The sequence below is a fragment of the Paracoccus amoyensis genome, assembly GCF_014490725.1.
In the GTDB taxonomy this organism is placed as follows: domain Bacteria; phylum Pseudomonadota; class Alphaproteobacteria; order Rhodobacterales; family Rhodobacteraceae; genus Paracoccus; species Paracoccus amoyensis.
Window position 1 is genome coordinate 50491 of the sequence record NZ_JACOQL010000005.1, and the last position, 20662, is coordinate 71152.

General features: G+C 59.6%; 20 protein-coding genes. 7 read left to right on the top strand and 13 right to left on the bottom strand.

Annotation, left to right across the window (positions count from 1 at the left end; translation table 11 throughout):
* Positions 1–22: 22 nt before the first annotated feature.
* From H4P12_RS15695 to cobD, 5 genes are all read right to left on the bottom strand, one after another.
* Entirely contained in the window at positions 23–265 is a 243-nt protein-coding gene (locus tag H4P12_RS15695) for a hypothetical protein (RefSeq protein WP_187794622.1), read from the bottom strand.
* Between the two features lie 176 nt (positions 266–441).
* Positions 442–1320, bottom strand: a complete 879-nt coding sequence (locus tag H4P12_RS15700) for a transglutaminase family protein (protein WP_187794623.1) — start codon at positions 1318–1320, stop codon at positions 442–444.
* Positions 1320–3707 (bottom strand): circularly permuted type 2 ATP-grasp protein, encoded by a 2388-nt coding sequence (locus H4P12_RS15705; RefSeq protein ID WP_187794624.1) that lies wholly within the window; start codon positions 3705–3707, stop codon positions 1320–1322. Before H4P12_RS15705 ends, H4P12_RS15700 begins: the two co-directional genes overlap by 1 nt.
* Before the next feature lie 6 nt (positions 3708–3713).
* Positions 3714–7043 (bottom strand): transglutaminase family protein, encoded by a 3330-nt coding sequence (locus H4P12_RS15710; RefSeq protein WP_187794625.1) that lies wholly within the window; start codon positions 7041–7043, stop codon positions 3714–3716.
* 137 nt (positions 7044–7180) lie between these two features.
* Complete coding sequence (gene cobD, locus H4P12_RS15715) at positions 7181–8155, bottom strand: threonine-phosphate decarboxylase CobD (protein WP_187794626.1); 975 nt, start codon at positions 8153–8155, stop codon at positions 7181–7183.
* A gap of 207 nt (positions 8156–8362) precedes the next feature.
* On the opposite strand from cobD, the gene H4P12_RS15720 reads away from it, so the two are divergent.
* The 7 genes from H4P12_RS15720 (at position 8363) to H4P12_RS15750 (ending at position 13616) form a co-directional block, all read left to right on the top strand.
* Positions 8363–8866, top strand: a complete 504-nt coding sequence (locus tag H4P12_RS15720) for a type III secretion system chaperone family protein (protein ID WP_187794627.1) — start codon at positions 8363–8365, stop codon at positions 8864–8866.
* A gap of 41 nt (positions 8867–8907) precedes the next feature.
* Positions 8908–9735, top strand: a complete 828-nt coding sequence (proC, locus tag H4P12_RS15725; RefSeq protein WP_187794628.1) for a pyrroline-5-carboxylate reductase — start codon at positions 8908–8910, stop codon at positions 9733–9735.
* Positions 9732–10064, top strand: coding sequence for a tRNA-binding protein (locus H4P12_RS15730; protein WP_187794629.1), 333 nt, complete (start codon positions 9732–9734; stop codon positions 10062–10064). Before proC ends, H4P12_RS15730 begins: the two co-directional genes overlap by 4 nt.
* Positions 10064–11008 carry a 2-hydroxyacid dehydrogenase gene (locus H4P12_RS15735; RefSeq protein WP_187794630.1) on the top strand — a complete coding sequence of 315 codons (945 nt, stop codon included), beginning with the start codon at positions 10064–10066 and terminating at the stop codon, positions 11006–11008. The genes H4P12_RS15730 and H4P12_RS15735 overlap by 1 nt, the downstream gene beginning before the upstream one ends.
* Positions 11009–11085: 77 nt before the next feature.
* Positions 11086–11286 carry a CsbD family protein gene (locus tag H4P12_RS15740; protein ID WP_187794631.1) on the top strand — a complete coding sequence of 67 codons (201 nt, stop codon included), beginning with the start codon at positions 11086–11088 and terminating at the stop codon, positions 11284–11286.
* Positions 11287–11375: 89 nt separating this feature from the next.
* Entirely contained in the window at positions 11376–12620 is a 1245-nt protein-coding gene (locus tag H4P12_RS15745; RefSeq protein WP_187794632.1) for a glycerate kinase type-2 family protein, read from the top strand.
* A gap of 33 nt (positions 12621–12653) precedes the next feature.
* Positions 12654–13616, top strand: coding sequence for a magnesium transporter CorA family protein (locus H4P12_RS15750; protein WP_187794633.1), 963 nt, complete (start codon positions 12654–12656; stop codon positions 13614–13616).
* 80 nt (positions 13617–13696) lie between these two features.
* Here the strand turns inward: H4P12_RS15750 and H4P12_RS15755 are convergent, their stop codons facing one another.
* The 8 genes from H4P12_RS15755 to H4P12_RS15785 form a co-directional block, all read right to left on the bottom strand.
* Complete coding sequence (locus H4P12_RS15755) at positions 13697–13981, bottom strand: protealysin inhibitor emfourin (RefSeq protein WP_187794634.1); 285 nt, start codon at positions 13979–13981, stop codon at positions 13697–13699.
* Between the two features lie 41 nt (positions 13982–14022).
* Complete coding sequence (locus H4P12_RS15760) at positions 14023–14961, bottom strand: M4 family metallopeptidase (protein WP_223115842.1); 939 nt, start codon at positions 14959–14961, stop codon at positions 14023–14025.
* A gap of 35 nt (positions 14962–14996) precedes the next feature.
* Entirely contained in the window at positions 14997–15119 is a 123-nt protein-coding gene (locus H4P12_RS19075; protein WP_281390479.1) for a hypothetical protein, read from the bottom strand.
* A 119-nt stretch (positions 15120–15238) separates the two neighbouring features.
* Entirely contained in the window at positions 15239–16246 is a 1008-nt protein-coding gene (locus H4P12_RS15765) for a sn-glycerol-3-phosphate ABC transporter ATP-binding protein UgpC (RefSeq protein ID WP_187794636.1), read from the bottom strand.
* Between the two features lie 4 nt (positions 16247–16250).
* On the bottom strand, positions 16251–17099 hold the full coding sequence (ugpE, locus tag H4P12_RS15770) for a sn-glycerol-3-phosphate ABC transporter permease UgpE (protein ID WP_187794637.1): 849 nt from the start codon (positions 17097–17099) through the stop codon (positions 16251–16253).
* Positions 17099–17977, bottom strand: coding sequence for a sn-glycerol-3-phosphate ABC transporter permease UgpA (ugpA, locus tag H4P12_RS15775; protein ID WP_187794638.1), 879 nt, complete (start codon positions 17975–17977; stop codon positions 17099–17101). Before ugpA ends, ugpE begins: the two co-directional genes overlap by 1 nt.
* Before the next feature lie 60 nt (positions 17978–18037).
* Positions 18038–19357, bottom strand: coding sequence for a sn-glycerol-3-phosphate ABC transporter substrate-binding protein UgpB (gene ugpB, locus H4P12_RS15780; protein ID WP_187794639.1), 1320 nt, complete (start codon positions 19355–19357; stop codon positions 18038–18040).
* Positions 19358–19569: 212 nt separating this feature from the next.
* Complete coding sequence (locus tag H4P12_RS15785) at positions 19570–20577, bottom strand: DUF808 domain-containing protein (RefSeq protein ID WP_187794640.1); 1008 nt, start codon at positions 20575–20577, stop codon at positions 19570–19572.
* Positions 20578–20662: the final 85 nt, after the last annotated feature.

Consider the following 20662-nt stretch of genomic DNA (forward strand, 5'->3'; position numbering starts at 1 on the left):
ATTAAGTAGTCTTGTCCCCGACTTAGCGGGTATAGGTGTCAACAGGTTTGCCGTTCGAGAAGTCGGTGACGGTGACTTGGGCAGCAGCATCGACACCGGCGCGGCTCAGTTCACGGGCGCTCATTACGCGGGCAGCGTCGACGGTGACAGTCTGCTCGGCGGTCACCTGATGCGGCATGCGGTCAGCAGTGTCACTGGCTTGCGCAACAGCAACGGAACCGGCGGTCAGGGCCAAAGCGGTCATGGCGATAGCAATGCGTTTCATAACTTTCTTCCTTCTGTCGTGGTTGCCTTGGATCAGGCTTCCTTGGTGATGACAGGGAAATAAGTTTGGTCACTGAAACCGGGTAGACACGATTTTTTCACAAGACTGTTCGATATCGTTCAACAATATCGTTCAACAATCTGATTGACATGATCGGGCAAGACGTAGCGGTCGGATCACTCCAATGCGATGATGTCGACGCTGTGATCGCCGGTCTGCTTGCCATACATACGCAAGGCGCCAGTCAGCGGTGCTGCATCGGAATAGTCGCGGCCATAACCGATGGTCACGTGATCGGACGATACGAAGCAGGCATTCGTCGGATCATATTCGCACCAGCCTGCCTCGTTCCCGGTCCACGCCCGAACCCAGGCGTGCATGGCATCTGCACCTTCCAGGCGGGGACGACCGCGCGGAGGAAGCGTGCGTAAAAAGCCCGAGACATAGGCGGCAGGAATACCAAGGCTTCGCAAGCCAGAGATCATGATCTGCGAGAAATCCTGACAGACGCCGCGCCTGCCGATGAACGCCTCGGCAATCGGGGTGTCGACCTCGGTCGCTTGGGCATCAAAACTCATATGCGTGTTCAATGCCCGCCCAAGTGCCTCTACCGCCGCGCACGCTGTGTCCGAACCCGCGCAGACATGACGCGCGAAATCCGCGATCCGGGGATCGTTCGGAATCCGGGGCGATGCGTGGATGAAATGTTGCGGCGACGACAGGCCAAGATCGGTCACAGTCTGCAATTCACGGTGTATTTGATCCAGCGGAGCGGACAGGTCCAGCACGGATTCCATCCTGTGCCGCAAGACCTGACCCTGCATATCAAAACGCAACTCCGTCAGTCCGGCGGGCAGGGCAAGCTGGATCACCTCTGTCCCAAAGAAATCCGTGAATGTGCTGCGTTCGGTTGCGGCGGGGGTCACGCTGACATTGCATTGCTGCACTTCCTGCACCCCCGGAAGATCGGCGGGACAAATCCGCAAAAGCTGTCGCCCGGCCCCGATGGGACGATCAAATTCGTAATGGACCGACAGGCGCAGCGAATACAGCATCAGTGGAAATATGTGGTCGTGATTTCATCAGACAATATCGCGATCCGCCCCCGCAGATTCCACAATAGCTCGGACGTCAGAGAGGCGGCATCGGCTGTGGCAATCTCGGCATGCAGGCGTAGCACGGACCGGGCCAGCGGCGACAGCGCGCCGTTCTTGTTCGCTCCGGGCAGATTGTCGATCTGTTCGCGCAGACGGTCAATCTGGTGGCGCAGCGCACGCGGGTTCAGCGGGTCCAGCGCCAGCAATTCGACAACCGTATCACGCGTGGTCGAGACGTTGAACCGGCGCCGATGCGTCAGCACGCTGTCGCCGATCTCGATGGAAATGTCCAAGCCGCCTTCGGGCGCGTCGGGATCTGCCAGCACCGCCAGCACCCCGGAGATGTTCATCGCACGCTCATGAAGACGGCCGATCGACAGAAAGCGCCAGCCGGTAAAGCGATACATGTTTTCATGCACCAGACCCGAAATTCCCGCCAGTTTGCGCAGCAATGCGCTAAGCGCACTGGCGGCGTCATCGCCGGGCGAAACACGCTGTGCCATTCTGCGGGCGCTGCGGTCGATATCTTGCAGCGCCGACCAGGCGTCGGGTGAAAAGCGATCGCGCACCGCCCCGGCCGAGTTCAGGGCCGAGCCAAGGCAGTTCAGCAATTGTTGTGGTATCGGCTGATCCAGTTTGATGCCGAATTGCTGCATCAGGGGCTTCAGACTCGCCAGCAACTGCCCGCCTTCATTGCCGGTTTCCGCAAGGCGGCTATGATAGGCCCGGATCAACCGGATGATGCTTTCGCTTCGCTCGATATAGCGGCCCAGCCAGAACAGGTTATCGGCGGCGCGGGCGGGCAGTCCTCCGGTCAGGCTGCGTTGATCGGTGATATGGGGGGCGCGGATGATGCTGAAATCTGTAACCTCGTGGTCGCCCACGACCCAGACATCCGCCGCCGTGCCGCCTTTTTGCATGGCAATGGCGGACGGATCGTCTGTTGCGCCGATCCGCGCAAAGCCGCCCGGCATGATCTGCCAACCCGTCGCCGTCCGGGCTAGAAACACCCGCAGGGCCATGGGGCGCGGGATCAGTCTTCCATTCTCCAGCGCAGGTGCGGTGGAAAGCGTGACGGTTTCCTGCGCCACCAATGTGCTGCCCTTTCGCGCGATCAGGTGGGCCAGTTCTTCATGCGGCATATCGGTGGTCAGCGTCGGGTCCACTTCCGGACCAAATGACAGGCCGGTCGACAAGGCATCGCCAAGAATCAGTTTGTTGGGGTTGGCAAGCACCGCAGCCTGTGTCGCAACATCGCCGCACCACCATGTTGCGATATTCGGCATTGCCAGCGGTTGACCTGTCAGTTCCAGCGACAATTGCGGCAAAAAGGCCATCAGCGCGCGCGTTTCCAGAATGCCCGTGCCCAAGGCGTTGACCATGCTGACATTGCCCGAGCGCAAGGCCGACACCAGCCCAGGTGTTCCGATGCGTGAAACCGGGTTCAGTTCCAGCGGATCGGCATAGTTGGAATCCAGTCGCCGCCAGATCACCTCGGCCGGTAACAATCCCTGCACCGTGCGCATCATCAGCCGCCCGTTCGAGACAACCAGATCGCCACCCTCCAGCAGGGTAAAGCCCAGATAGCGGGCGATATAGGCGTGTTCAAAATAGGTTTCGTTCAAGGTGCCCGGCGTCAGGATCGCCACCCGGCTGTCCTTGTCCGTGCGCATATTCATCAGCGTGTCGCGGAAGTCGCGGAAGAATTCGGCAAGGCGGTAGACGTTGGCCTTGGCATAGAAATCGGAAAATGCGCGTGTGGTGGCAACGCGATTTTCCAGCGCATAGCCCGCGCCCGATGGGGCCTGTGTGCGATCTGCCAGCACCCACCATTTGCCGTCCGGTCCACGGCCCAGTTCAAATGCAAGAAAGTGCAGAAAGTGACCAGAGCGCGGTTTGATGCCCACCAACGGCCGCTGCCAGTCCGGGTTGCCCGCCACGATTTCGGGTGGCAGACGACCAGAAGCGACCAGCGTGTTCGCGCCGTAAAGATCGGCCATCAGCGCCTCTAGCAGATCGGCACGCTGCATCAAGGCCTTGCCGATATCGATCCAGTCCGCTTCGGACAGAAGCATGGGAATATGGCTGAGCGGCCATGCCCGTTCCCTCGATTCACCGGTGCCGTATTGACGATAGAAGACCCCGCTATCCAGAAGATAGCGGTCGGCGCGGGCCAGATTTTCCGACAGCTTTTCCTGAGAAAGCGAAGTCAAATGCTGCGCCAGCCCGGCCCAAAGCGGACGGATGTTGCCCTCGGCATCGACCATTTCGTCACGCACGCCGGGCAGGGGGCGATAACCCTGCATGATGTCGTCCAGCTTAGCTGCAGCTATTTCATCACTCATCCCACATCACATACCTGCAGGTCGCCGCAAGTCCAGTGTCAGGGGAAATTCGCGATGTGCGCGTTCGGCGGCGATAACGCGATCCTGACCGGGGCGATGTCCGTGCGGGGTAAAGCGCGCCAGTCTGCGGGCCTCTGCCTCGTTGCCGTTGATCGGGAAGGTGTCATAGTTGCGCCCGCCGGGATGGGCGACGTGATAGACACATCCCCCAAGGGCGCGGCCCGACCACGTATCAAAGATGTCAAAGGTCAGCGGCGCATCAACCGGCGTCACAGGGTGCATCGCCGACGCGGCTTGCCAGGCTTTGAAGCGCACCCCCGCCACGGCCTCACCCGCGCCGATATCGGTCAGGGGGACTGCGCGACCGTTGCACAGAACCTGATAGCGGCCCGGATCGGCGGCGGAGAGTTTGATCTGCAGCCGCTCGGTCGAGCTGTCTGTATAACGCACCGTGCCACCAAGCGCACCGGTTTCGCCCAGAACGTGCCAAGGCTCCAATGCCTGGCGCAGTTCCAGATTGACGCCGTTGAATTCCGCCTCGCCACAAAAGGGGAAACGGAACTCGGCCTGCGCCTTGAACCATTCCTGCTGCATCGGAAAGCCATGGGCGGTAAGGTCGTCCAGCACGTCGCAGAAATCTTGCCACACGAAATGCGGCAGCATGAAGCGGTCATGCAGCGCCGTGCCCCAACGGGTCAGCCCCCCCGTAAGTGGCGTCTTCCAGAACCGCGCGATCAAGGCCCGAAGCAGCAATTGCTGGGCCAGGCTCATCCGCGCATCCGGGGGCATCTCGAACCCGCGAAACTCGACCAGTCCAAGGCGACCTGTCGGGCCGTCAGGTGAATACAGCTTGTCGATGCAGATTTCCGCGCGATGCGTATTGCCCGTCACGTCGGTCAGGATGTTGCGCAGCAGCCGGTCGGTCAGCCACGGGAACGGCGGCTGACCCTTGTCGGGCGAGGGGATCTGGGCCAGCGCGATTTCCAATTCGTAAAGCGCGTCGTGACGGGCTTCGTCGATGCGCGGTGCCTGACTGGTCGGGCCGATGAACAGACCCGAGAACAGATAGGACAGCGACGGGTGCCGGTTCCAATACAGGATCAGACTGGCCAGCAGATCGGGACGACGCAGAAACGGACTGTCAGTGACCGTGGCACCCCCGACAACGACATGGTTGCCGCCGCCAGTGCCGGTATGCTTGCCGTCGATCATGAATTTTTCGGCGCCAAGCCGTGACTGGCGGGCATCTTCGTAAACACCCTGAGTGATCGATACGCAATCGTCCCAGTCTTTTGCCGGGTGGATATTCACCTCGATCACGCCCGGATCGGGGGCGACGCGGATCACGTTCAGGCGTGGATCATGCGGCGGGGCATAACCTTCCACGTGGACTTTCAGGTTCAGGCGCAGGGCCGCGACCTCGACCGCGCGCAGGAGGTCCAGATATTCTTCCAGCGTGGCGACGGGCGGCATGAAGACGCATAGTCGGCCATGTTTTGGTTCGACCGACAGCGCGGTGCGCACCAGCCCGTCAAGGTCGCCCTCGCCGGGCATCACCTGTTCAACCAGCTCCTGCACGGGGCCGCTGGTGACAAAGCTGGCCATCGGCTGAGACCGGCGATCCGCAGCGATTGGCGCCGGTTCCGCCAGCGGTTGGCGCGGGACCGTGGGGTCCGTCGGATTGATATAGGGATAAACCGACGCGGGCAAATGCGGCAGAGAGTTCAGCGGCAGGCGATAACCAACCGGACTGTCGCCGGGCACAAGGAATACCTTGCCACGCCGCAGACGCCATTTTTCGGAATGCCAGCCAAGCCCGGATTTGCTTTGCCAGCTTTGGATTGGCAGCACAAAGCCTGTCGGCGTCGTCAAACCGCGATCAAAGACGGCGGCAATGCGGTGGCGGGCCTCGGGATCCTCCAGTTCCGAATTATCGGGGGTGACGTTTGGCGGCAGGTTCGCCTCTTTCATCAGCCATTCGGCAGGGTCTTCAAAGGCGGGCATGACGTTTTCATCGCTGACGCCCAATTCCGCCGCCATTTCGCGCAGCAGTTCCTGTGCCTCGATGGGGGTCGCGTCACCTTCGTCGCTTTCCTGTGCGATCAGGTCGGGGTTCTGCCAGATCGGCTGCCCGTCCGTCCGCCAATATAGCGAAAAGGTCCAGCGGGGCAAAGTCTCGCCCGGATACCACTTGCCTTGGCCGTAATGCAAAAAGCCATTCGGCGCGAAGCGATTGCGCAGCTTGCGCACCAGCTTGTCGGCCAGCACGCGTTTCGACGGGCCAACCGCGTCGGTGTTCCATTCGGGGCTTTCGAAATCGTCGATCGAAACGAATGTCGGCTCTCCTCCCATGGTCAGGCGGACATCGCCTTCGCGCAATGCGGCATCAACCTGCTGGCCCAGCCTGTTCAGATCGGCCCATGCCTCATCGCTGAACGGTTTGGTGATGCGGGGGTGTTCGGCGACGCGGCGCACCTGCATGTCAAAGCCGAAGTCGACCTCGGCATAGCTGGCAAGCCCGGAAATCGAGGCACAGCTGCGATAATGCGGCGCGGCGGCCAGCGGGATGTGGCTTTCCCCCGTCAGCAGGCCCGAGGTCGGGTCAAGCCCGATCCAGCCCGCACCGGGGATATAAACCTCGGCCCATGCGTGCAGATCGGTAAAATCAACCTCGGTGCCAGAGGGGCCGTCCAGCGCCTTCAGATCAGGTTTCAACTGGATCAGATAGCCCGACACAAAGCGCGCGGCAAAGCCAAGATGGCGTAGCGCATTGACCAGCAGCCACGTGGAATCGCGGCAAGATCCGCTTTGCAGTTGCAGGGTTTCTTCGGGTGTCTGCACCCCCGGCTCCATGCGGATGGTATAGTTGGTCTGGCCTGAAATTCGCGCATTCAGGTTTACAACGAAATCGACCGTGCGTGTCTGGTCGCGCGGGATGCTGTTCAGCAATTGTTGCAGCAACGGCCCCGCCGGTTCGGCCTGACGGTAAGGGATCAGCTCCTCGGCCAGTTCCGGGGTATAGGAGAACGGCCAGTGTTCGGCGCTTTCCTCGACGAAAAAATCAAAGGGGTTATAGACGGTCATATCGGCGACCAGATCGACCTCGATCTTGAATTCGCGCACGGGTTCGGGAAACACGAAGCGGGCCAGCCAGTTGCCGAACGGGTCTTGCTGATGGTTCACGAAATGCTTTTCGGGCGTGACCTTCAGCGAATGTGAAATGACCTTGGTCCGGCTGTGCGGCGCAGGTCGCAGCCGGATGATCTGCGGGCCCAACGTCACCGGGCGATCATATTTGTAATGCGTCAGATGATAAATGCTGGCCTTGATCGACATGCAAATGTTCCAACTGTTAGACTTCCGTCAGGTTTGCATGTTGCGCAGGGCAGGGCGAGAGGGAAAGATAATACCGACAGTCTGCAGGTGATGATCCTTTTGATGACTGTTGAACGGGCAGGAAATCTGCCCTGCCATCAGGGCCTGCCCAAGGCGTTGAAGGCTGCAGTCACCCGGTCCCATTCATGGCGGTTGCCCGGAACGCCCATCCGCAACCAGGTGTCAGAATAGGGGAATTGGCGTGTCCAGATATGGTTGCGCGCCAGTGCGGCTTGGACGGCCTTGGCCGCGGGGGTGCTGTAAAGGCGGAACAGATGCGTGCCGCCAGCCTGCTGCCACCCCGCCCGCAATGCAAGATGGTCCAGACGCAGTCCGGCTTCGGAATGGTAACCGATGGTTTCATCTGCCCAATCGGTGTCCGCCATTGCTGCGGCTGCGATTTCCAGTGCGGGGCCGTTGACCATCCACGGACCAGCAATCTCGGCCAGCTTTGCCAGCAGATCGGTATGGGCGATGACAAAGCCCAGCCGCAGCCCGGCCAGCCCCCAGAATTTTCCGAAACTACGCAATATGATGGCGTTGTCCGGAAAACCCGAGGCGATGGACAGATCGGGGCGTGGATCGGCGAAACTTTCATCGACGATCAGATGGCCGACCTTCTGCGCCAGTTCTGTCAGTGTGCCAGGCGACCATTCGCGGCCATCGGGATTGTTGGGATTGACCACAACCGCCAGCTTGGCGCCGGCCATGTGATGAGGGTCAGCCACCTTCGTCACGGACCAGTTTGCGCTGCGCAGGCTTGCGGCATGTTCATTATATGTCGGCGTCAAAACCGCCGCATTGCCCGGCGCAAACAGGCGTGGGATCATCTGAATCGCGGCAGAGGCCCCGTTGACCGGCAGGATGTTCGCGGGATCGCAACCGAACCAGCTTGCAGCGATCTGCGTCAGATGACGGGACGCTCGCGCCGTCGGCAGGGCATGCCATGCTTGGGCGCTGACTTTTTCAATGGGCCAGGGGCGTCGGTTGATACCAGTGGACAGATCGATCCAGTCACCCGCACCATATTGCGCAATCGCCCAATCAATATTGCCCCCGTGATCGCGCGCCATTCTGCCTCCGCCGCCGTCCTGTTTTTGCTACCACTTGCTAGGGCCAAGCCTGTTGTCCTGCAATGTGTTAGCGAATTTTTACTTTACACCAAGCGGATTAACCTACACGATATGTAGTGAGAACATTCGGGCACCCACGCTCGGTGTTGTGGAACGACCAAGGGTTAGCGGCACCAGAATCGCACCCATCAGAGGCAGGACAGAGTCATGGCACAGACCGAACGATTCGTCGTGAGTGACGAGATTCATCCCATTGATATTGTTGAAGCCGTCGCCACCCATCATGCTTGGGAATTTGACCGGCTGGCCGACGACCAGATTGCCATGGTCGTTGCGGGGCAGTGGCGAAACTACTCGGTCACGCTGGCATGGTCGACGCGAGAGGAAGTCCTGCGCCTGATCTGCACCTTTGATATGGACCCGCCCGCAGATCGGTTGCCATTGATCTATGAAACGATCAATCTGGCCAACGATCAGGTCTGGGATGGTGGCTTCACCTTCTGGTCGCAGCAGCGGTTGATGGTCTGGCGCTATGGTCTTGTGTTGGCGGGCGACGCCTTTGCCTCGCCCGAGCAAATCGACCAGATGATCAGCAATGCGCTGATTGCCTGCGAACGCTTTTATCCCTCGTTTCAATTGGTAGGATGGGGCGATACCACCCCGTCCGCCGCGCTGGACATCGCCATGGGCGAGGCCTACGGACGGGCGTAAAGAGGGCCGATCTGCCCTCGCGATGTAGCCTGGGGAAGCAGATGAGCGAATTTGACGATATCAATAAGCGTGGCCTTGTGCTGGTCGGGTGTGGCCGCATGGGTGGTGCCATGTTGAAGGGCTGGCTTGCCCGTGGGTTGAACCCCGGTGCTGTGACCGTCATTGATCCCAAGCTGGCACCCGAATGGCAAAGCGCGGGGCTGCGTGTGAATGCGCCGCTGCCCGACAACCCTGCGGTTCTGGTGTTGGCGGTCAAGCCGCAGATGATGGCCGATGCCTTGGGTGAAGTGCCGGTGCTGACCGACACGCTGGTTCTTTCCGTGGCGGCGGGAACCACGATTGCCACCTATGAAGCCGCCTTTCCCGGTGCGACGATTGTGCGCGTCATGCCAAATACACCCGCGGCCATCGGTCAAGGGATTTCCGCGCTGATCGGGAATGCCCGCGCGACAGATGCGGATCTGGATATGGCCGAGGCGCTGATGGGTGCCGTTGGCCGCGTCGTCCGGTTGGAATCCGAGGATCAGATGGATGCCGTTACCGGGCTTTCCGGCAGCGGTCCGGCCTATGTGTTCCACATGATCGAGGCCATGGCGCAGGCCGGGCAGGCGGTTGGCCTGTCGCCGGAACTGTCGTTGGAACTGGCGCGGATGACCGTTGCAGGGGCCGGGGCCTTGGCCGTTGATGCCGATGAAGACCCGGCAATACTGCGCGAAAACGTCACCTCGCCCGGTGGCACGACTGCGGCCGGTCTGATGGTGTTGATGAACGAGGAACACGGCCTTCGCCCACTGATGAAGCGCACGGTTGCCGCCGCGACCGCGCGTGGACGCGAACTGGGGCGGGACCTGGAACGGGGCGGCAAATGACGATCTCTTTCGATGATTTCCTGAAAGTCGATATCCGCGTGGCGACGATCACCCGCGCCGAACCCTTCCCCGAGGCGCGAAAGCCCGCGATCAAGCTGTGGCTGGATCTGGGGGAGCTGGGCGAACGCAAATCCTCGGCCCAGATCACGCGGCATTACACGCCCGAACAGTTGACCGGAAAACAGGTGCTCTGCGTGGTGAACTTCCCGCCACGCCAGATCGGCCCCGTCAAGTCGGAAGTGCTGGTGCTGGGCGTGCCCGATCCCGACAATGAGGTGGTGTTGATCCGCCCTGATCTGGACGTCCCGAATGGTGGAAGGCTCTACTGATGAAACTGCTGGTCACCCGGCCCATGACGGCACGCGCCACCAAAGCCATTGCCGATAAATTCGACGCCGAATTTCACGAGAACCGCCCTTTGACGGTTGAAGAAGCAGCACAGGCGATGCGCGATTACGATGCCATCATTCCGACCCTGGGCGACGGTTTTTCTGCCGCTGCTTTCGCGGGCGATCTGCGTTGCAGGTTTCTGGCGAATTTCGGCGCGGGCTATAACCACATCGACATCGCCGCCGCAACAAAGGCCGGGATCAAGGTGACGAACACCCCCGACGTGGTGACGGATGCCACAGCTGATATCGCTGTGACGCTGATCCTGATGACGATGCGCCGCGCAACCGAGGGCGAGGCGATGTTGCGTGCAGGCGAATGGACCGGCTGGCATCCGACGCAGTTGCTGGGCGGGCACGTGACCGGCGCGACGGTTGGCATCATCGGCATGGGCCGCATCGGCAAGGCCATCGCGCGGCGCTGTCATTTCGGCTTCGGGATGAAGGTGATTTTCTTCAATCGCTCGCCTGTGACAGGGTTGGATTTCCCCGCAGAACAGATTGCCGATTTGCACGACATGTTGCGTGCTGCTGATGTGGCTGTCGTTGCGGTTCCGGGTGGCTCGACCAGGCACCTGATCGGAGCCGCCGAACTGCGGGCACTTGGACCCGACGGCTATCTGGTCAATATCGCGCGTGGTGATGTGGTTGCCGAAGACGCGCTGATCGCGGCGCTGAACGGCGGCATGATCGCCGGGGCGGGGCTGGACGTTTATGAACGCGAGCCGATTGTCCCACAGGCGTTGATGGATGCGCCAAACGCGTCCCTTTTGCCGCATCTGGGAACTGCGACGGATGATGTGCGCACGGATATGGGTATGTGCGCGCTGGACAACCTGATCGCAATGTCCGAAGGCCGCGCCCCTCACGATCCTGTGAACTGACTTTTGCTAACTCGTGGAACGCTTCCTGCCACGACACGTTGATCCGGCATAAGGCAATAACGTCTAAGGAGGACGCTATGAACTGGGATGTTATCCAAGGCAAATGGAAGCAGGTCAAAGGTTCGGTCAAAGAAAAATGGGGCGAACTGACCGACGACGAGTTGGATCAGATCGACGGCAACAGAGACAGATTGGCTGGCAAGCTGCAGGAAAAATACGGCTGGGCCAAGAATGATGCCGAGCGTGAGATTGACGATTATTTCCGCGACAAAACCTGATTTCGGCTTTGCGTGATGGATGCAGGAAAGGGTGCCTTGGGCACCCTTTTTTGCTTTCGCTTGGCCCGAAGGCGACCTAGCATCGCGGCATGTCACAGATAACCGATCCTCTTGCCAAGCGCGCGCTGGACCTGGTTCAGGTCGGGATACGCGCCGCCGATCCAGACCGCGCCACAACCGCAGCCATGCCGGCTGTGCTGCGGGATCCGCCAATGCCGGGCGGCGTTTGGCATGTGATTGCCTTGGGCAAGGCCGCGCGATCAATGGCAAAAGCTGCGCTGGACGCAATGCCTGACGCCAAGGCGCTGGTCGTCACCAATGCGGGCAATGACGCCGCGTTGGCACGCGCTGAAATTCTGGTGTCCGGCCATCCGATCCCCGATGCCGCCGGAGAGGCCGCCGCACGCCGGGTTGAGCAGATATTGACAGCGGCGCGACCACAGGATCGGATACTGGCCCTGATTTCGGGCGGAGGGTCTGCGATGCTGCCAGCCCCTGTCGACGGGGTAACGCTGCCGGAAAAGCAGCAGGTGAACCGCATCCTGTTGAGGGCGGGGGCCGATATCGCGCAGATGAACCTGATCCGTCAGGCCCTGTCGCGTCTGAAGGGCGGCGGCTGGCTGCGGGCATGTGATGCGCCCGTCGTTGCGCTGATCCTGTCAGACGTTCCGGGTGATGATCTGCGTGTCATCGCCTCGGGACCAACGGTGCAGCCCATTGGCTCGATCGCACAGGCGGCCGATATGGCGAGGGGTCTGGGGATTTGGGACGATCTGCCTGATGCGGTTCAGCACGCCTTGCAGCGTCCAGAGGATCGTCGTGCCCTGCCATCCGCAAGGAATATCCTTGTCGGGTCGAACGGGCACAGCCTTAAGGCCATGATCGCCGCAGGTGGGCGCGATGGTCGGGTCGAGTTGTCGGGTGATGTCGAAGATTGCGCCCAGACGCTGGCGCAGGCGGCCAAATCGGCAAAACCGGGTGAGGCTTTGGTGTTCGGCGGTGAAACGACCGTCAAACTGACGGGCGACGGTCTGGGCGGGCGTAATCAGGAATTGGCCTTGCGGTTTGCCCGCGCGGCGGCGCGGGCCGGGCTGACTGGTAACTGGGCGTTCGCCTCGATCGGCAGCGACGGGCGCGATGGGCCGGGTGACGCCGCTGGCGGCGTTGTCGGCCCCGACACTCTGGACCGCATCCATGCCGCAGGGATTGACCTGGACGACGCCCTTGCCCGCAACGATTCAGGTCCGACGCTTGACGCGGCGGGCGGGTTGGTCATCACCGGCGCGACAGGGACAAATGTTGCCGATCTTGCCGTGTTCATCCGCGACAGCTAAGCGCGACCAAGGCGGACCAAAGGGAAACGCGCGATGATGTATGCTTATGCCAGCCAGAACGGGCGGCTTCACCGATTGGGGCGAGAGGCCGATCTGTCGCAGGCCCTTTGGATCGACCTGATGGTTCCGACCAAAGAGGAAATTGCCCTGACCAGCGCCCTTGCGGTCGAGATCCCCACGCTTGCGGATATGGAAGAGATCGAAATCTCGAACCGGCTGTATCGCGAGGACGGGGCCGATTACATGACCGCCGTCCTACCGGGTGAACGGGCTGATGGGCAACGAAAGGCCATGCCGGTCACATTCATTCTGTCGGGTCAGCGGCTGATCACCGTGCGCCACCATTCGCCGCGCCCTTTTCTGACTTTCCCGACACGGGCCGATCGCGCCACTTTGGGGTGCAATACTGTTGACCGGGTTTTTGCCGGCCTGGTCGAAGAAATCGTCGCCCGACAGGCCGATATTCTGGAAAGCTCGGGGCGTGTTCTGGATCAGGTGATGACCGAAACCATCGACCTGAAATCCGGTCGCGGCACCAGCGACAAACTGAATGCCGCGCTGCGTGTGGTCGTGCGAGAGGCAGAGTTGATCAGTCAGGTCCGGGCGGGCCTGCTGACGATTGAACGGATGCTGGCTTTCTTTGTCGCGACCATTGATGAAACTGCCGAGGCAAAGAAGCTGCGTCCGATGATGCGCAGCCAGGGCCGCGACGTTCAGGCGTTGGAGGTCCATGCGGATTTCCTGTCCTCCCGCGTCAGCCTGCTGGTCGATACCACGCTGGGCATGATCAATCTGGAACAGAACAGCACCGTGCGCATCCTGTCCGTGATCGCCGCGCTGTTCCTGCCGCCCACGCTGATCGCCAGCATTTACGGGATGAACTTTGACATCATGCCGGAACTGCAGTGGATATGGGGTTATCCGATGGCGCTTTGTCTGATGTTGGGAACATCGCTGGCCACATGGCTGGTTCTGCGATGGAAGAATTGGCTGTAACCTTCAGCCGCGGCAGGTTTCCGGGCCACGGATCAGATGGACTGCCCTTTGCAATTCAGGCATCGGCGCAAAGGCCACCCCTACATCTGGTCGATCAGATCCAGTGTTTCGGGCGGCAATTGATGTTCATGCAGGGTAAAGCTGCGACTGTGACGCGCCTCATCCGTGACCGTGATGTGATATGTCATCCGATCTGGGCAATTGCCGCAGGGTTCGCGCGACAGCCGCGCCAATTCATCCGGCTTGAACGCGTCGGATAATTCCTGACGGATCGGAGCGGCTTGCCGATCCACGTCGATTGTCTTGTGCAGGCCAGTGGCGGCAAAGCCGCCAAAGCCACCTTTTGCTGCGATTTCGATAATCATGGTATCTGCCCATAAGATTACGCTTCCGCATAAATCTAAGGTCAGATGGCGATTCCTACAAGTTTCCATGCACGGCGTAGCATCACCGCCTCGGACGAGCCATTGCCAGTCAGCTCATTCGCCGACTTGATTGTCTGATCGGCCCAATCCGAAAAACTGGCCATCGGGTTGTTCAGCGATTGCAGCGCGTGATACCAAATGCGGCCCGGGATTTCCCACGCTTTGCCACCCAGATAGGTGGCGAACAGATAGAAGGCGTGGTTCGGAATGCCCGAATTGATATGCACGCCGCCATTGTCATCCGTGGTGACGACGAAATGATCCATGTGCCAAGGCTGCGGATCCTGCCCCAGTAAATCGTCGGAATAGGCGGTTCCGGGGGCTTTCATGCTGCGCAGCGCGGCACCGTTGATATCGGGGCCAAGGATTCCGCGCCCGACCAGCCAGTCCGCCTCATGCGCTTCCAGGGCCAGTCCGCGTTGAAGCGTCAGACTGCCAAAGACATCGGCGATACTTTCATTCAGCGCACCTGATTGGTTTTCATACAATAAGCCGCCCGAATACTGGATGACGCCATGCGCCATTTCATGGCCAACGACTGAAAGCTCCAGAAACGTCCTGAACAATTTTCCGTCGCCGGTGCCATAAGCCATCTGCTTTCCGTCCCAGAAGGCGTTGTTATAGTTGCGCCGGTGGTGAACGGTTGCGACCAGTGGCATACCGTCGTCATCCAGCGAATTGCGGCCGTATTCGTCGGCAAACAGGGAAAAGACCTGCCCGGCTGCATCATAGGCGGTATCGGCATCGGCGATTCCGGTTTCGGTATCCCCTTCGGAACGGATCAGCTTGCCGGGCAGGGCGGCTTTATACTGGCCATCGTGGATCTGGCGGTCGGGCTTCAGCTTGCTTTCGCCTTGCGCGGCGATCCTGTTCAACGCTGCAGGGGACAGTTCGTGATGCGGGGCACCGATATCGGTCATCTCTGCCCGTTCTTCCCTGACCTTCTCGTTCTGTTTCAATAACTTGCGCGCCATATCCGCCATGGCTCGTCGCCCCGCAGTTCCAGCACGCGCAGCATATAGGGCGGCACGATGCAGTTCAGCGGGTTATGATGAGAGCAGTTCAGCGAAAAACACATGAGACGAATCCATTCTGAATGATGGCCTCAGACTACCACATTTTGGATTGGAACAAAACGTGAATATTTATCGCAAAGGTTGAGCGGGTGCGTTTTCGCGCACCCGCGCGGCCACTGATTCAGTCGATACGTTTGCCCGTTTCAGGGTGGAACAAATGCAGCGAACCGGGGCGATAGGTCAGGTTCAGATCGTCGGATAACGTCGCGTCCGAGGCCATGGTGACCGTGGCCGCATCCCCGCCGATATGACCGTGAACCAGACGCTGGGCGCCGAGTTCTTCGACCGCCGCGACCTTCATCTGGATCGGGCCGTCGGCGCTGACGGTCAGATCTTCGGGACGAATGCCGATCATCCCGGCATGTGCTGTTCCGGGCAGATGCGGCACCGACGATGCCTTGATCAGGTTCATCGCCGGGCTGCCGATGAAGCCTGCCACGAAGGTTGATGCCGGTTTGCGATACACCTCCAGGGGGGTGCCGATCTGTTCGACCTTGCCCGCGCTAAGAACGACCAAACGGTCGGCCAGCGTCATCGCCTCTAGCTGGTCATGGGTCACGTAAATCGAGGTCGTTCCAAGACGCCTTTGCAGTTCCTTGATCTCCAACCGCATGGTCACGCGCAACTTGGCGTCAAGGTTGGACAGCGGCTCGTCAAACAGAAACGCCGCGGGTTCACGAACGATGGCGCGGCCCATGGCCACGCGCTGACGCTGACCCCCGGACAGGGCGCGGGGCTTGCGGTCAAGGAACGGGCCGATCTGCAAAATCTCGGCCGCCTCGGCGACGCGCTTTTCGATGTCAGCTTTTGAGGTGCCGCGATTTTTCAGGCCATATGCAAGGTTCTGGCGCACGGACATATGCGGATAAAGCGCATAATTCTGAAACACCATGGCGATATCGCGATCCATCGGTTCGACATCATTGACCACGCGGTCGCCAATGCGAATCTGGCCTTCGGTAATGGTTTCCAGACCCGCCACCATTCGCAGCAGGGTGGATTTGCCGCAGCCCGATGGCCCGACCAGCACGATAAATTCGCCATCTGCGATATCAATATTGACGTCGCCAATCGCACGCGTTCCGCCGGGGTAAACCTTGCCGACATTGTCGAGGGTGATTGATGCCACTTTCTTATTTCTCCGTCTCGACAAGACCTTTGACGAACAGTCTTTGCATGAAGATCACGACCAGCAAGGGCGGCAACATAGCCAGCACAGCGGTCGCCATGATATAGTTCCATTGGGGATCGGTATCCGCCACCGTGGACATCCGCTTGATCCCGGCAACCACGGTATACATGTCCGACCCGGTCGTGATCAGCAGCGGCCACAGGTATTGGTTCCAGCCGTAGATGAACATGATGACGAACAGCGCAGCGATATTGGTGCGGGTCAGCGGCAGCAGGATGTCCCAGAAGAACTTCATCGGGCCTGCACCGTCGATGCGCGCCGCCTCGGTCAGCTCATCCGGCATGGACAGAAAGACCTGCCGAAACAGGAAGGTCGCGGTGGCCGATGCGATCAGCGGGATGATCAGGCCGGGATAGGTGTTCAGCATGCCCAGATTGGCGACTACCTGAAAGGTCGGCACGATCCGCACTTCGACCGGCAGCATCAGCGTGGCAAATATCACCCAAAAGGCCAGCATCCGAAACGGAAAGCGGAAATAGACGATCGCAAAGGCCGAGGTGATCGAGATGGCGATTTTCCCGATCGCAATGCCAAGCGCCATGATCAGAGAATTGAACATCATCCAGCTGACCGGCGGCATCCCCGAGGTCGATATGCCGGTGCCCAGCATGCGGCTGTAGTTGTTCCACGCCTGGTCGCCGAACCACATCGGCACGACGCCCCCCAGAAAATCGTTCGACGCATGGGTCGAGGCGACAAGCGCGATCCAGACGGGCAGGGCCACGATAGCCACCCCCAGAATCAGCACCAGATGGGCAAGGATGTTCAGAATGGGACGATTTTCGACCATCAGTAAGCCACCCTTTTTTCGACGAAGCGGAACTGGATCACCGTCAGGACAATGACAATGCCCATCAGGATCACCGATTGCGCGGCGGATGAGCCAAGGTTCTGGCCGACGAAACCATCCTGATAGACCTTGTAGACAAGGATATTCGTGGACTGCGCCGGGCCGCCCAGCGTTGTGGCGTCGATCACCGCGAAGGTTTCAAACATCGCATAGACCAGATTGACCACCAGCAGGAAGAATGTCGTGGGCGACAGCAACGGCAGCGTGATGGTGAAGAAACGCTTCACCGGACCCGCGCCGTCAATGGCAGCCGCTTCGCGCAGGCTGGCCGGGACGGATTGCAGCCCGGCCAGAAAGAACAGGAAGGAATAGGAAATCCGGCTCCATGCCGATGCGATGACGACGAAAATCATGGCGTCGGTCGGATCGAAAATCCAGTTGAAGTTGATCCCGACCTGACGCAGCACATAAGGCAGGATCCCGATCGAGGGGTTGAAGATGAACCACCACAGGATGCCTGCAACCGCTGGCGCGACGGCATAGGGCCAGATCAGCAAGGTCGTATAGACCTTTTCCGATTTGATCAGCCGGTCAACGGCGATCGCCATCAGCAGCGCGAACACCATCGTCACCACGGTGACGGAAACGGTAAAGATCAGCGTGACTGAAAAGCTGTTAAGATATTCGGAACTGCGAAACAGCGCCGTATAATTGTCGATGCCGACAAATTCCGTCCGCAGACCAAAGGCGTCTTCCCGCAGAAAACTTTGCCGGATCGCCTGCGCGGCAGGCCAGAGGAAAAAGATCGCGGTGATGATCAACTGTGGTGCCAGCAGCAGCAGCGGCAGGAATTTATTATTGAATACGACTCTTTTCATCGCAGGCTCCGGCAAGGGAAAACGCCCGCAGGATTCTCCTGCGGGCGCTTGATCGTCTGGTTACTGGTTCTGAGCCTGAAACTCTTCGATCAGCTTGTTGCCACGCTCGACCACGGCATCCAATGCGCCTTGCGCATCCTTGCTGCCCCCCAGCATCGCTTCAAACTCTTCGTCGATGATGGTGCGGACCTGAACATAGTTGCCGAAACGCAGACCTTTCGAATTCGGCGTCGGTTCGTTCAGGGTGATCTGTTTGATCGCGGTATCAGCACCCGGATTGGCTTCGTAATAGCCTTGTTCCTGCGACAATTCGTAAGCCGCCGTGGTGATCGGCAGATAGCCCGAGAACTGGTGCCAGTCGGCCTGAACCTCTGGCGAGGACAGGTAGGTGAAGAACTTGGCAACGCCCGCGTATTCTTCGGGTGCACGGCCTTGCAGAACCCACAGGGTCGCGCCACCGATGATCGAGTTTTGCGGCGCACCCTCGACATCGTCGTAAAAGGGCAGCATCGCAAAGCCCAGATCGAAGTCTTTCGAGTTTTCGACAACCGCAGCACGCGACCCCGATGAGTTCATCATCATCGCGCATTCCTGACCGTAGAACATCGGCGGTGCGTTGTCGCCGCCCAGCGGGCCTGCATATTTATACAGACCTTCATCGGCCCATTTCTTCAGGTTTTCCCAATGCCTGACCTGCACCGGGCCATTGACCTCCAACCGCGCGTCCAGGCCGCCGAAGCCGTTTTCCAGCGTGCCGATGGGCTGGTTATGCCATGCCGACAGGTTTTCGGTCTGGATCCAGCTGATCCAGCCGGTCGTGAAACCACAGGTGGCCGCACCGGATTCGACGATCTTCTTGGAAAACTCTTCCATCTCTGCCCAGGTTTTGGGCGGCGTATTGGGATCAAGGCCGGCTTTTTCGAACACGGTCTTGTTGTAATACATGATCGGGGTCGAGCTGTTGAACGGCATCGACAGCATATTGCCAGATGTATCGGTATAGTAACCCGCGACCGCAGGCAGATAGGCTGCCGGATCAAACGGTTCCTGGTTGTCTGTCATCAGTTGATAGACCGGATAGATCGCACCCTCGGCCGCGATCATTGTGCCGGTGCCCACTTCGAAGACCTGCACGATGGCCGGCTGCTGTTTCGCGCGGAATGCTGCAATGGCTGCCGTCATCGTTTCAACATAGTTGCCCTTGTAGGACGGCACGATGTTGTATTCGTCTTGGCTTTCGTTGAAATTCTTGGTGATTTCTTCCAGTTTTGCGCCCAGCTCTCCGCCCATGGCATGCCACCACTGGATGTCGGTTTTGGCCTGTGCCGCGGACAGTGAAGCGATCAGCGCCATGGTGGACGCCGCGAAAAATTTTGTCATTCTTTCCTCCCTTTGGAGTTGTGGCTCGTCGCCGGGCCTAACGGCCCAAAGTGACGGGGTCACAACAATCCTGCGAAGGAAATGTGACAGCGTTTTTGCGGCGGGTCAACGCTGTGTTTTTTCTTATGATGATCCGAATTGTTCGAAAATTTTCTTAAATGTTCCTTGTGTCTGGCGAAAATGCACGCGCCAGACAGGGAACGTCTCCGCCTTCAAGCCTTGTTGGCACTGCCAAACATACCGCGAATTGCGTTGATCAGCGGGATGATGGTCACGCTCAGCAGCGGGTTGATGATGTATTTGGCAATGGGGATCAAGATAAGCCCCAAAATCAGTCCGAAGATGCCATCAAAGAAGGCGGTTGTGGCCCAGGATACAAGGCCAGGAGCCTGTGGCACGGCATGGGCCGCGATTTCAGCCATGTGGTGAACCCAGTCATAAGGGGCGCTATAGCCCAATTCTGCCAGCCCGTGCAGAACGATCTGGCCGCCGACCCAGATCATTGCGGCCGTGCCGACGACCGTCAGCACTTTCATGAAACCCGGCATGAATTTGACGATGCCGCGACCGAATGCCGCCAAAGGTCCGGTCTGCCGGCTTGCCAACCGAACGCCGAAATCGTCGGCCTTCACGATAACCGCGACAAAGCCATATACGGCGATGGTGATGCCGATGGCCACGACGGCCAGAATCAGCGCCTTCATCCAGATCGGATCGCTATCCGGGATCGTGGAAAGGGCAATTGTCATGATTTCAGCCGACAGGATAAAGTCTGTCTTGATCGCGCCCGCGACGCGTTGTTCTTCCAGCGCGGGACCGTCTGCCTCTGGGTGGGTATGCTTTTCGCTGTCATGCGCATCGCTGGATGCACCAAGGGCATGGGCAACCTTTTCCGCGCCCTCAAAGCACAGATACGCCCCACCCAGCATCAGGAGAGGAGAGATCAGCCACGGAGCAAACACCGATAACAGCAACGCCACCGGCAGCAGGATAACAAGCTTGTTGAAAAGCGACCCCTTTGCGATCTTCCAGACAATCGGCACTTCGCGGTTTGCATCAAAGCCATGCACATATTTCGGCGTTACTGCGGCGTCGTCGATGACTGCCCCGGCGGCCTTTGCCCCCGCCTTGGCGGCCTGACCGGCCACGTCGTCGATGGAAGCCGCCGCGACCTTGGAAATGGATGCAACGTCGTCGAGTAGTGCCAGAAGACCGCTCATAAGTATCCCTTAACAACAACCGTAATATTTCGTTGCCATGATTGGCGTTGACATTGGCTTGTGGCGTTGAACGCATAAAGCGCAA

What these genes read in the sequence shown, in the direction of transcription:
- proC (WP_187794628.1), top strand. Translation starts at nt 8,908, where the DNA reads ATGAGCGAATTTGACGATATCAATAAGCGTGGCCTTGTGCTGGTCGGG.
- H4P12_RS19075 (WP_281390479.1), bottom strand. Translation starts at nt 15,119, where the DNA reads ATGTGTTTTTCGCTGAACTGCTCTCATCATAACCCGCTGAACTGCATC.
- H4P12_RS15710 (WP_187794625.1), bottom strand. Translation starts at nt 7,043, where the DNA reads ATGTCGATCAAGGCCAGCATTTATCATCTGACGCATTACAAATATGAT.
- ugpA (WP_187794638.1), bottom strand. Translation starts at nt 17,977, where the DNA reads ATGAAAAGAGTCGTATTCAATAATAAATTCCTGCCGCTGCTGCTGCTG.
- H4P12_RS15760 (WP_223115842.1), bottom strand. Translation starts at nt 14,961, where the DNA reads ATGACCGATATCGGTGCCCCGCATCACGAACTGTCCCCTGCAGCGTTG.
- H4P12_RS15730 (WP_187794629.1), top strand. Translation starts at nt 9,732, where the DNA reads ATGACGATCTCTTTCGATGATTTCCTGAAAGTCGATATCCGCGTGGCG.
- H4P12_RS15700 (WP_187794623.1), bottom strand. Translation starts at nt 1,320, where the DNA reads ATGCTGTATTCGCTGCGCCTGTCGGTCCATTACGAATTTGATCGTCCC.
- H4P12_RS15755 (WP_187794634.1), bottom strand. Translation starts at nt 13,981, where the DNA reads ATGATTATCGAAATCGCAGCAAAAGGTGGCTTTGGCGGCTTTGCCGCC.
- H4P12_RS15740 (WP_187794631.1), top strand. Translation starts at nt 11,086, where the DNA reads ATGAACTGGGATGTTATCCAAGGCAAATGGAAGCAGGTCAAAGGTTCG.
- ugpE (WP_187794637.1), bottom strand. Translation starts at nt 17,099, where the DNA reads ATGGTCGAAAATCGTCCCATTCTGAACATCCTTGCCCATCTGGTGCTG.
- H4P12_RS15705 (WP_187794624.1), bottom strand. Translation starts at nt 3,707, where the DNA reads ATGAGTGATGAAATAGCTGCAGCTAAGCTGGACGACATCATGCAGGGT.
- cobD (WP_187794626.1), bottom strand. Translation starts at nt 8,155, where the DNA reads ATGGCGCGCGATCACGGGGGCAATATTGATTGGGCGATTGCGCAATAT.
- ugpB (WP_187794639.1), bottom strand. Translation starts at nt 19,357, where the DNA reads ATGACAAAATTTTTCGCGGCGTCCACCATGGCGCTGATCGCTTCACTG.
- H4P12_RS15750 (WP_187794633.1), top strand. Translation starts at nt 12,654, where the DNA reads ATGATGTATGCTTATGCCAGCCAGAACGGGCGGCTTCACCGATTGGGG.
- H4P12_RS15745 (WP_187794632.1), top strand. Translation starts at nt 11,376, where the DNA reads ATGTCACAGATAACCGATCCTCTTGCCAAGCGCGCGCTGGACCTGGTT.
- H4P12_RS15695 (WP_187794622.1), bottom strand. Translation starts at nt 265, where the DNA reads ATGAAACGCATTGCTATCGCCATGACCGCTTTGGCCCTGACCGCCGGT.
- H4P12_RS15720 (WP_187794627.1), top strand. Translation starts at nt 8,363, where the DNA reads ATGGCACAGACCGAACGATTCGTCGTGAGTGACGAGATTCATCCCATT.
- H4P12_RS15785 (WP_187794640.1), bottom strand. Translation starts at nt 20,577, where the DNA reads ATGAGCGGTCTTCTGGCACTACTCGACGACGTTGCATCCATTTCCAAG.
- H4P12_RS15735 (WP_187794630.1), top strand. Translation starts at nt 10,064, where the DNA reads ATGAAACTGCTGGTCACCCGGCCCATGACGGCACGCGCCACCAAAGCC.